The organism is Streptomyces sp. NPDC025793, from assembly GCF_055558375.1.
This window is the reverse complement of the sequence record NZ_JBVHMR010000099.1, coordinates 1-11711: the sequence shown is the minus strand read 5'-3', so window position 1 is coordinate 11711 and position 11711 is coordinate 1. Positions and strand designations below refer to the sequence as shown.

The 11711-nt window shown below is 74.3% G+C and carries 3 protein-coding genes; all 3 read left to right on the top strand.

From position 1 onward, the window contains the following. The coding region (locus ACZ4MF_RS47925) for an SDR family NAD(P)-dependent oxidoreductase (RefSeq protein ID WP_467500637.1) at positions 1 to 4806 on the top strand (4806 nt) is incomplete at its 5' end. Positions 4807 to 4928: 122 nt separating this feature from the next. After that, positions 4929 to 5789, top strand: a complete 861-nt coding sequence (locus tag ACZ4MF_RS47920) for a 1,4-dihydroxy-6-naphthoate synthase (protein WP_467500636.1) — start codon at positions 4929 to 4931, stop codon at positions 5787 to 5789. A gap of 289 nt (positions 5790 to 6078) precedes the next feature. Beyond that, the coding region (locus tag ACZ4MF_RS47915) for a type I polyketide synthase (protein ID WP_467500634.1) at positions 6079 to 11711 on the top strand (5633 nt) is incomplete at its 3' end.

Genomic DNA, 11711 nt, shown 5'->3' with positions numbered 1-11711 from the left:
GTCGTCCCGGTCGCGGACGCTTCGTACGTCCCCTGGGTCGTCACCGCACGCAGCCGGGACGCCCTACGCGCCCAGGCCGCCCAACTCCTCGACCACGTCACCGAGCACCCCGAAGTCGCCCTCGCCGACACCGCGTTGGCGCTGGCGACCACCCGGACACCGTTCCCCCGGCGCGCCGTCCTCGTCGGCGCCGACCGCGACGGGCTCACCGCCCAACTGGCGGCGCTGGCCCAGGGCGTGCCGCTGCCCGGCACGGTCACCGGCACCGCACGCGGCACCGGCCGCACGGCGTTCCTCTTCACCGGACAGGGCGCCCAGCACCCGGGCATGGGCCGCGAACTGCACGCCGCCCACCCGGTGTTCGCGCACACCTTCGACGCCGTCTGCGAGCGCGTTCCCGGACTGCGCGAGACGGTCCTGGGCGACGACGCCGAGCTGCTGAACCGCACCGAGCACGCCCAGCCCGCGCTGTTCGCCTTCGAAGTCGCCCTGTACCGGCTGCTGGAGTCGTGGGGCGTACGCCCGGACTTCGTCGCCGGGCACTCCATCGGCGAGATCGCCGCCGCCCACGTCGCCGGGGTCTTCTCCCTCGACGACGCCTGCGCCCTGGTCGCCGCCCGCGGCCGCCTCATGCAGGCACTCCCGTCCGGCGGTGCGATGGCGTCGATCCGGGCCGGCGAGGAGGAGGTGCTGCCGCTCCTCGCCGGACACGAGCACGAAGTCGGCATCGCCGCCCTGAACGGCCCCGCCGCGACCGTCGTCTCCGGTACGCAGGAGGCCGTCGCCCGGATCTGCGAGCACTTCTCGGCGGCCGGCCGGCGCACCACCCGGCTGCGGGTCAGCCACGCCTTCCACTCCCCGCTGATGGACCCGGTGCTCGACGACTTCCGGGCCGTCGCCGCCGGCATCTCCTACAACGAGCCGAACCTGCCCGTCGTCTCCGCCCTGACCGGCCGGACGGCGGACACCGGCCGGCTCACCGACCCCGAGTACTGGGTACGGCACGTGCGTGAGCCGGTCCGCTTCCACGACTGCGTGACCCAGCTGTACGGCCTCGGCGCCCGCCGCTTCCTGGAGGTCGGCCCGGACGGCCCGCTCACCACGCTCGCCGAGTCGGCCCTGACCGAGACCGAGTCCGCCGCCGCGGACGAGCCGGTGCTCGTGGCCGCCGTCCTGCGGGACAAGCCCGAGACCGACTGCCTGCTCCGGGCCGTCGGCACCCTGTTCGCACACGGCACCGACCTCGACTGGGCGGCGCTCCTGCCCGGCGCCCGCACCACGCACCTGCCCACCTACGCCTTCCAGCGGCAGCGGTTCTGGCTGCCGACCGTGGCACCCGCCGGGGATCCCGGCGCGGCCGGACTGCGCGCGGCGCAGCACCCGTTCCTCGCGGCCGAGATCGCCCGCGCCGGCTCGGACGACCTGCTGTTCACCGGACGGCTGTCCCTGCGCAGCCACCCCTGGCTCGCCGACCACACCGTCCTCGGCCAGGTCATCCTCCCCGCCACCGGGTACCTCGACCTCGCCGTGCACGTGGGCGACCGCACCGGCTGCGGCCACCTGAGCGAACTCACCCTGCTCCGCCCGCTCGTCGTGCCCGCCGAGGACGCCGTGGACCTCCACGTCACCGTCGACGTGGCCGCCGACGACGGACGGCGTGCCTTCGCCGTGTGGTCGCGGCCCGGGACGGGCGACGGGGACTGGCAGCGGCACGCCCAGGGCACCCTCGCCCCGCAACCCCCGTCCGTACCGGCCGACGACCTGACCGCGTGGCCCCCGCCGAACGCCTCCGTCGTCTCCGAGCAGGACCCCTACGAGGCCTTCGCCGCCGCCGGCTTCACGTACGGGCCGAGCTTCCAGGGCCTCGGCACCGTGTGGGAGCGAGGCGAGGAGATGTACGCCGAGGTCGCGCTGCCGGAGCCGTACCGGCAGGACGCCGCACGGCACGTGCTGCACCCGGCGCTGCTCGACGCGGCCGTCCAGACACTCCTGGTGGCACGGCCCGGCAGGCGCGACGACGAGGCCGCGGCGCCCATGCTGCCGTTCGCCTGGACCGGACTGACCGTGCACGCCACCGGCGCGACCGCGCTCCGGGTGCGCCTGACCCCGGCCGACCACGACCACGGCTACCGGGTCCTGGTCACCGACACCGGCGGGCGGGCCGTCGCCACCGCCGACGCCATCACCCTGCGCACGGTGGCCGCCGCCCCGGCCGCCGGACCGGACCGGCCCGAACTGCTCCGCCTGGACTGGCAGGAGAGCCGCCCGGCCCCCGAGCCGCCCGCCGCGCGCACGGTGCGCTGGATCGTCCTCGGCGAGGGCGACGACCGGGTGGCCGCCGCCCTCGACGCGGCCGGCGTACACCTGGAGACCTACGCCGACCTCGAAGCCCTCGGCAAGGCCGTCGACACCGGCATGACCATGCCCGAGGTGGTCATCGTCGCCGCCGAGCCGCGCCACCCCGACGGCCACGGCATGCCCGAGGCGGTCCGCGGCCACCTGTCCCGCGCCCACGAGCTGATGTGCGGCTGGCTCGCCGACGAGCGGTACGCCGACGCCCGGCTGGTGTTCGTCACCCGCTCCGCGGTGACCGCCGGCCAGGACGCCGACGCCCTCGGCGTGGTCCTGCCGGACGTGACCGGTGCCGCCCTGTGGGGCCTGGTACGCGCCGCACAGGCCGAACACCCCGGCCGGTTCCAGCTGGTGGACCTGTCCGGCGACACCGAGGGCGACGACGCGGCGGCGTCGGCCGCCGCCATCGCCTCCGGGCGCCCGCACAGCGCCGTCCGCGCCGCACGGATCCTGCATCCCGACGCCGCACCCGCCGCCACGGGCGCCACGCCGGACCTCGCGGCGGGAACGGTGCTCGTCACCGGCGCCACCGGCACCCTCGGCCAGGCGGTCGCCCGCCATCTGGTCACCCGGCACGGCGTGCGCTCCCTGCTGCTCGCCGGGCGGCGCGGCCCCGCCGCCGACGGCGCGGACACCCTCGTCGCCGAGCTGACGGAACTGGGCGCCCGAGTCCGGCTGGAGGCCTGTGACGTCGCCGAACGGGCCAACGTGGAGCGGCTGTTGACCCGGCTGCCCGCCGACGCCCCGCTGACCGGAGTGATCCACGCGGCCGGTGTCACCGACGACGCCGTCCTGACCGCGCTCGACGGCGCCCGCTTCGACACGGTGCTGCGCCCGAAGGCGGACGGAGCCTGGCACCTGCACCACGCCACGACGGCCCACAACCCGGCGGCGTTCGTGCTGTTCTCCTCGGCGGCGGGCACCTTCGGCGCTCCCGGCCAGGCCAACTACGCGGCGGCGAACGCCTTCCTCGACGGCCTCGCCGCCCTCAGGCGCTCACTCGGCCTGCCCGCGGCCTCCGTCGCCTGGGGGCTGTGGGGCGACTCCAGCGGCATGACCGCCCGCCTGTCACAGGCGGACCGCGGCCGACTGGCCCGCGGCGGCCTGCGCCCCCTGCCCACCGAGGACGCCCTGGCCCTCCTCGACGACGCCCTCACCACCACCGATCCCGCGGTGATCGCCGTCGCCACCGGCGCGGGCCGCGCCGGGGTCCGGTCGATGCTGCGGCCGGCCGCAGCGACGGCACGGCGCCGGCCCGCGGCCGGCCCGTCCGCCCCGTCGCTCCTGGCCGGACGCACCCCCGACGAGGGCCGCGCCCTGCTGCTCGGCCTGGTGCGCGACCTCGCCGCCACCGTGCTCGGACACGCGAGCGTGGACGAGGTGGAGCCCGACCGGCTCTTCACCGAGCAGGGCTTCGACTCCCTCACCGTGGTCGAACTCCGCAACCACCTCGCCACCGCCACCGGCATGAAACTGGCGCCGACCCTGCTGTTCGACCACGCCACCCCCGAAGCCCTGGCCGCCCATCTGCACGCCAGGCTCGGCGAGCGGGCCGCCCAGGCCCAGGACACCGGCCGGCCGGGGCCGACCCCGGGCACGCCCGACATCCGCGCCGAGGACACCCTCGGCGGACTGTTCAAGCAGGCCTGCCTCGACGGCCGCGTCGACGACGGCTTCACCCTGCTCCAGGCGGCGGCCGGACTGCGCCCCACCTTCACCGCAGCGGACGAACTGCCCGCCCTGCCCGGGGCGATCCGGCTCTCCGCCGGTGACACCGCCGCACCGCTGGTCTGCTTCAGCTCCTACGTCGCCCTCGCCGGAGTCCACCAGTACGCCCGGTTCGCCTCCGCCTTCCGCGGCCGGCGCGACGTCTGGGCCCTGCCCACCCAGGGCTTCGGCACCGGAGAGCCGCTGCCGGCCACCCACGACGCCATCGCCGACCTGCACGCCGACGCCGTGCACCGCACCGTGGGAGACACCCCTCCGGTCCTGCTCGGCTCGTCCTCCGGCGGTGTCCTCGCCCTGTCCGCCGCCCGGCGGATGCAGGAGCGCGGCGCCGCACCGGCCGCCGTCGTCCTGCTCGACACCTACATGCCGCGCGCCGACTCCCCGTTCCTGCGCTTCTCCCAGCAGATGCTGGCCGGCATGTTCGAACGGGAGTCCCTGTTCGCGCACATGGACTCCGACCGGCTCACCGCGATGAGCTGGTACGTCGCGATGATCGGGGAATGGGAGCCGGGCCCCCTGGAGTGCCCCGTGCTGCTGGTGCGCTCCAGCGAGCCCCCCGTACCCGCGGAACCCGGTGAGGAGATGCGGCCCGAGGAGTGGCAGACCTCCTGGCGCCGGGCCCACACCGTCCTCGACGTCCCCGGCAACCACTTCACGATGATGGAGGACCACGCCCGCTCCACCGCCGAGGCCACCGACGCCTGGCTCACCGGCCGAGGCGCCTGACCGGCACCCCGGTCCCGCGCCCGGGGCGCTGCCCCTCCTGGCGGTGGGCAGGGCCCTCACGCCGGCGACGGCTCCGCCGAGGGAACCGCCACCCCACCACGGACACGATGGAAGGATCCGCCATGACGGCACCGCTGACCCTCGCGCACTCGCCCTGCCCCAACGACACGTTCGTCTTCCACGCCTTTACCGAGGGACTGCTCCCCGACGCCCCCGAGGCACGGCTCACCCTGGCCGACATCGACGTCACCAACGGCCTCGCCCAGAAAGGCGAGTTGGACGTCCTGAAGGTCTCCTACGGCGTCCTGCCGCACATCCTGGACGACTACGCGCTGCTGCCCTGCGGCGGCGCGCTCGGCCGCGGCTGCGGCCCCCTCCTCCTGGTCGCCGAACCCACCGAACCGGCCGCCCTCGCCGGCGCCCGCGTCGCGGTGCCCAGCACCACGTCCACGGCCTACCTGCTGTTCCGGCTGTGGGCGGCCGACGCGATACCGGGCGGCGTCGGCGAGGTCGTCGTCCTGCCCTTCCACGAGATCATGCCCGCCGTCCGGGACGGCGCCGTCGACGCCGGACTCGTCATCCACGAAGCCCGGTTCACCTACGGCCGCTACGGCCTGCACTGCGCGGCCGACATGGGCGAGGAGTGGGAGAAGCACACCGCACTGCCCATCCCGCTCGGCGCCATCGTCGCCCGCCGCTCCCTGGGCGAACCCCTGCTGCGCCGCCTCACCCACGCCGTACGCGCCTCCGTCCGCGCGGCCTGGAGCGACCCCGACGCCTCCCGCGCCTACGTCCTTCGGCACGCCCAGGAGATGGAGCCGGACGTCGTCGACCAGCACATCGGCCTGTACGTCAACGAGTTCACCGCCGACCTCGGAACCGAGGGCCTGGACGCCGTACGCACCCTCCTCGACCGCTCGGCCGAACTCGGCCTGCTGCCAAGTGCCGCCGACGGCGCACTGGACACGATCCTCCACCTCTGAGCGACGGCCCCGCCGCCGACCCCGGCGACAGCCGGACCCCGGCCGCCCCGGCAACGCTAGAAGTTCTCTTAGAGCCCCCCGCCCACGGCCCGAAAGAGGCGGCGCGCTTCCCATAATCGGCCCAGGGGACCGGCCCGGCACCGGGAGCGCCGCGGCCGGTCCCCGCGAGGCCACCGGGCGACCCGCCCGCCCCTCACCCGGCCCCGGCACCCCGTGGTGCCGGGGCCAACCCGATGCCCCACGCCCCACGGCGAGCCAGCGCGCCCGCCGCCGAAGGGAGACCGATTCCGTGAGCGAGGACAGGCTGCGCGAATTCCTGACCCGTGTCTCCACCGACCTCCAGCGCACCCGCGCCCGGCTGCGCCAGGTCGAGGGCAGGGCCACGGAACCGATCGCCGTCGTGTCCATGAGCTGCCGCTACCCCGGCGGGGTCACCACCCCCGAGGACCTGTGGCACCTCGTCGACACGGGCACCGACGGCATCTCCGCCTTCCCGGACAACCGAGGCTGGGACCTCGACGCCCTCTACGACCCCGACCCCGCCCACGCCGGCACCTCCTACACCCGGGAAGGCGGCTTCCTCCACGACGCCGCCGACTTCGACCCCGCCTTCTTCGGCATGTCACCGCGCGAGGCCCTCGCCACCGACCCCCAGCAGCGCCTCCTCCTCGAAACCGTCTGGGAATCCCTGGAGCGCGCCGGCCTGCGCCCGGCCGACCTGCGCGGCAGCGCCACCGGCGTGTTCGCCGGAGTCATGTACAACGACTACGCCACCCGGTTCCCCGAGCCGCCCCCCGGCGTCGAGGGCTACCTCGGCAACGGCAGCGCCGCGAGCATCGCCTCGGGCCGCGTCTCCTACACCTTCGGCTTCGAGGGCCCCGCCGTCACGGTGGACACCGCCTGCTCCTCCTCCCTCGTCGCCCTCCACCTCGCGGTGCAGTCCCTGCGCCAGGGCGAGTGCGACCTCGCCCTCGCCGGTGGAGTCGCCTTCATGTCGACCCCGGTCACCTTCCTGGAGTTCAGCCGACAGCGCGGACTCGCGCCCGACGGCCGCTGCAAGTCCTTCGCCGACGCCACCGACGGCACCGGCTGGGGCGAGGGCGCGGGCGTCCTCCTCCTCGAACGCCTCTCCGACGCCCGCCGCAACGGCCATCCGGTGCTCGCGGTCGTCCGCGGCTCCGCCGTCAACCAGGACGGCGCGAGCAGCGGCCTCACCGCCCCCAACGGCCCCTCCCAGCAGCGCGTCATCCGCCAGGCACTGGCCTCCGCCGGACTCGCCCCGGCCGACGTCGACGCCGTCGAGGCGCACGGCACCGGCACCACCCTCGGCGACCCCATCGAGGCCCAGGCGCTCCTGGCGACCTACGGCCAGGACCGCGCGGCGGACCGCCCGCTCTGGCTCGGCTCACTGAAATCCAACATCGGCCACACCCAGGCCGCCGCCGGCGTCGGCGGAATCATCAAGATGGTCATGGCCCTGCGCCATGCCCGACTGCCCCGCACCCTGCACGTCGACACCCCCACGACCAAGGTCGACTGGACCGAGGGCAACGTACGCCTCCTCACCGAACCGGTCGCCTGGCCGCCCACCGGCCGGCCCCGCCGCGCCGCCGTCTCCGCGTTCGGCGTCTCCGGCACCAATGCCCACGTCATCCTGGAAGAGACCCCGCCGACCGAGGCCGAGACGACCGGCGCGGCAGAACCGGAAGACACCGCCCCGACCGCCGGACCCACACCGCCGCCGGTCATCTGCTGGACCCTCTCCGCCCGCACCGCCGACGCCCTGAGGGCCCAGGCCACGGCCCTGCTCGACCACCTCGCCACGCACCCGGACACCGACGACCTCGCCGTCGCCCGCACACTGACCCTCGGTCGCTCCCTGTTCGAACACCGCGCCGTCGTCCTCGGCACCGACCGCGACACCCTGACCGCAGGCCTCAACACCCTTGCCGACAACGGCACATCGCCCGACGTCATCACCGCGACCGCCCGACGCGGCGGCAAGACGGCGTTCCTGTTCTCCGGTCAGGGTGCGCAGCGGTTGGGGATGGGCCGTGAGTTGTACGAGAGCTTCCCGGTGTTCGCGGGGGCTTTCGACGCCGTGTGTGCTTACGTGGGTGCGGAGTTGCGTGATGTGGTCTTCGGGGAGGATGCGGGGCGGCTGGATCGTACGGAGTGGGCGCAGCCTGCGTTGTTCGCGGTCGAGGTGGCGTTGTTCCGGCTGGTGGAGTCGTTCGGGGTGCGTCCGGATGTCTTGATCGGGCATTCGATCGGTGAGATCGCTGCCGCGCATGTGGCGGGCGTGATGTCCCTGGAGGACGCCTGCGCCCTGGTCGTGGCCCGTGGCCGGCTGATGCAGGAGTTGCCCGCCGGCGGTGTGATGGTGGCGGTGGAAGCCGCCGAGGACGAGGTGCTGCCTCTGCTGGAGGGCCGTGCGGACGAGGTGTCGATCGCCGCGGTCAACGGCCCCCGCGCGGTCGTGATCGCCGGTGTCGAGACCGCTGTCGAGCCCGTCGTTCGAGAGCTCAGGAAGCAGGGTCGGCGTACGTCGCGTCTACGGGTCTCGCACGCCTTCCACTCGCCGCTGATGGAGCCGACGCTGGACGCGTTCCGTCGCGTCGCGGAAGGCATCGGATACGGCACCGCGTCGATCCCGGTCGTGTCGAACGTGACCGGACAGCTCGCCGGGGACGGGGAGTTGGCGTCGGCCGACTACTGGGTACGGCATGTCCGTGAGGCGGTCCGTTTCGCCGATGGCGTGAGTGCCCTCGCCGCCGAGGGTGTGACACGTTTCCTGGAGATCGGCCCCGACGGCACCCTCACCGCGCTCGCGCGCACCGCTCTCGGAGACGGCGGCGAAGACGCTCTGTTCGTTCCGACGCTCCGCAAGGACCGGGACGAACCTCGGACGGCGCTGGCGGCGCTGGCCGCGCTGCACGCGTCCGGCAGGCACGTCGACTGGAACGTACTCCTGCCCGACACGTACGGGTGGGCGCAGCTGCCCACGTACCCCTTCCAGCGGCAGCGCTACTGGCTCGATCCCGTCGCGGACCGTGCCGGACGCCGAGGAGAACACTCACTGCTCTCGGCCGGAATCGGCCTCGCCGACTCCACCACCGTGGTGGCCACGGGACGTCTCTCCCCGCGTACCCAGCCCTGGCTCGGCGACCTCGCCACCGGAGGCGGCTCCCTCGTGGCCGCCTCCGTCCTCACCGACCTGGCTCTCCACACCGGACGCACCCTCGGCGCCCACCACCTCGCCGAACTGCGCGTCGACACGCCGCTGCCGCTCCCCACGACCGGGGAGATCGAGATCCAGACGGTCACCGAGGCGGTCCCCGGCGAGCAGCGCTGGACCTTCGCCCTGTACGCACGGCCGTACGACCCCGACGCCGGCCCGTCCGACGACGCCCGGCCCTGGACCCGCCACGCCCACGGGACGCTGGTCGGCGGCCTCGAAGATCCGGCCGGTACGGAAGACGCCGACGCCGCCGGCCTGGCCTGGCCTCCGCCGGGGGCCGTGCCGGTCGACCCGGACGAGGTGTACGCGAACCTGGACCTGCCCGGCTCACAGGTGCTGACAGCAGTCTGGCGCCGGGGAGAGGAGGTCTTCGCCGAGGCCGCCCTGCCGGAGACGGCGGAGGCCGAGGCCGACAGGTTCGCCGTGCACCCCGTCCTCCTGGACTGCGCCCTGCTCGTGCTCACGGCAGCCGGCCGGCCCGTGCCGCATCTCGTGAGCTGGTCCGGGCTCACCCTGCACGCGCGTGCCGCCGCGAGCGTGCGTCTGCACATCGATGCGCGCTCGACGACGGAATGCGAACTCCGGCTGCTCGACGGCACAGGCGCCCCCGTGCTGACCGCCTCGACGGTCACCGCCCTGCCCTTCGACATGGACCGGCTCCCCGGTTCCGTCCAGGGCCGCGGCAGTGACCTCTACACCGTCACCTGGACCGCTGCCGAGGCCGGCAGCGAGCGGGAGCCGCTCGGGACCTTGGTCCAGTGGAGTCCGGACGAGCTCCAGGCCGCCCTGTCGGCCACCTCGGACACCCCGCACGCCGACCTGGTCGTCGTTCCCTGGCACACGGCCCACACCGAAAGCGACGCCGGACTCGTACCCGACGTGCACGCCGCGGCGCAGCGAGCACTCTCCCTCGTTCAGCAATGGCTCACCGACGCTCGCGCCGACGAGTCACGTCTGCTGCTGCTCACGCGTGGCGCGGTCGCCGCGCGCCCCGGCGAGAACGTCACCGACCTGCCCGCCGCGACCGTGCGCGGACTGCTGAAGTCGGCCGCGTCGGAGAATCCCGGACGGATCCTGCTCCTCGACAGCGACGCGACTCCCACCGAGGACCAGCTCAGCGCTGCGACACGACACGAGAGCGTCGAACTCGCCCTCCGTGACGGGAAGTTGCTCGCACCGAGACTCGCCCTGGCCACGGCCGTCGGGCAAGGAACCGCCGCACCCGACTTTCCCGGCTTCCCCGCCTTCCCCGAGGACCGGACCGTACTCGTGACGGGCGGTACCGGCACCGTGGGCTCCGCCACCGCCCGGCACCTGGCGACCCGGCACGGCGTACGGCACCTGCTGCTCGTCACCCGGCGCGGCCCGCAGACACCGGGCGCGGCCGAACTGGTCGACGAACTCGCCGCCCTCGGTGCCCGAGCCACCGTCGTGAGCTGCGACGCGGCCGACCGGGACGCTCTCGCCGACGTACTCCGCGACATCTCACCCGAGCACCCGCTGGGCGCCGTGGTCCATGCCGCCGGCACGCTGGACGACGGCGTCGTGACCTCCCTCACCCCCGAGCGACTCGCCTCGGTGCTGCGAACCAAGATCGACGCGGCGGTCCACCTCCACGAACTCACCCGGCACCTCGATCTGTCGGCGTTCGTGCTGTACTCCTCGGCCGCCGCCACCTTCGCCGGGCCCGGGCAGGGCAACTACGTCGCCGCGAACGCCTTCCTCGACGCCTTCGCCACCCGGCTGCGCGCGGACGGGCGCCCGGCGGTGTCCGTCGCCTGGGGCCTGTGGGCGGCCGACAGCGCCATGACCAGCGCTCTCGCCGACGCTGCGCAGGGCCGCGCCACCCGCAACGGCATCGGCGCGCTGCCCACCGACGACGCCCTTGCCCTCTTCGACCGCGCCCTGGCCCACACCGACGGCCCACCGCTCCCGCTCCGCCTGGACCGCGCCGCACTGCGCAGGGCCGCCGACCGGCTGCCCCCGCTGCTGCGTTCCCTCACGGGTCGCCGTGCTCTGCGCGAGGCCGCGTCAACGGCACGCCCCGCCGCCTCTCCGCTGGGTCTCCTCGCCCTGCCCGAGTCCGGCCGCCGGGAGGCGGTGAACAGCCTCGTGCGGACCACTCTGGCCGGTGTGCTCGGGCACGCTTCCGACACCCGGATCCGCCCCGACACGCCGTTCACCCAGCTGGGCCTCGATTCCCTGACCGCGCTGGAACTGCGCAACTCCCTCAGCCACGCGACCGGCGTACGCCTGCCCGCGACCCTGGTCTTCGACCACCCCACGCTCGAAGCGGTCACCGAACTCCTCCTGACCGAACTCACGCCGACCACAGGCCCGTTCACCCACACGGACGTCACCGCCGTCGGCCTCTCCGATCCCGCCGCGCTCGCCGACGATCCCATCGCGATCATCGGCATGGGCTGCCGCTTCCCGGGCGGCGTCGAGACCCCCGAACAGTTCTGGGAACTCCTCGTGCAGGGCGAGGACGCCATCGGCGCCTTCCCCACCGACCGTGGCTGGGACAACCTCACCCCCTTCGACGACCTGCACGGCACCGGCACATCGACGTACACCCGACAGGGCGGCTTCCTGTCGGGTGTGGGTGGTTTTGATGCGGAGTTCTTCGGGGTGTCGCCGCGTGAGGCGTTGGCGATGGATCCGCAGCAGCGGTTGTTGTT

Excerpts from the sequence above, each read along its gene's own strand:
- ACZ4MF_RS47920 (WP_467500636.1), top strand. The coding sequence starts at position 4,929 with ATGACGGCACCGCTGACCCTCGCGCACTCGCCCTGCCCCAACGACACG.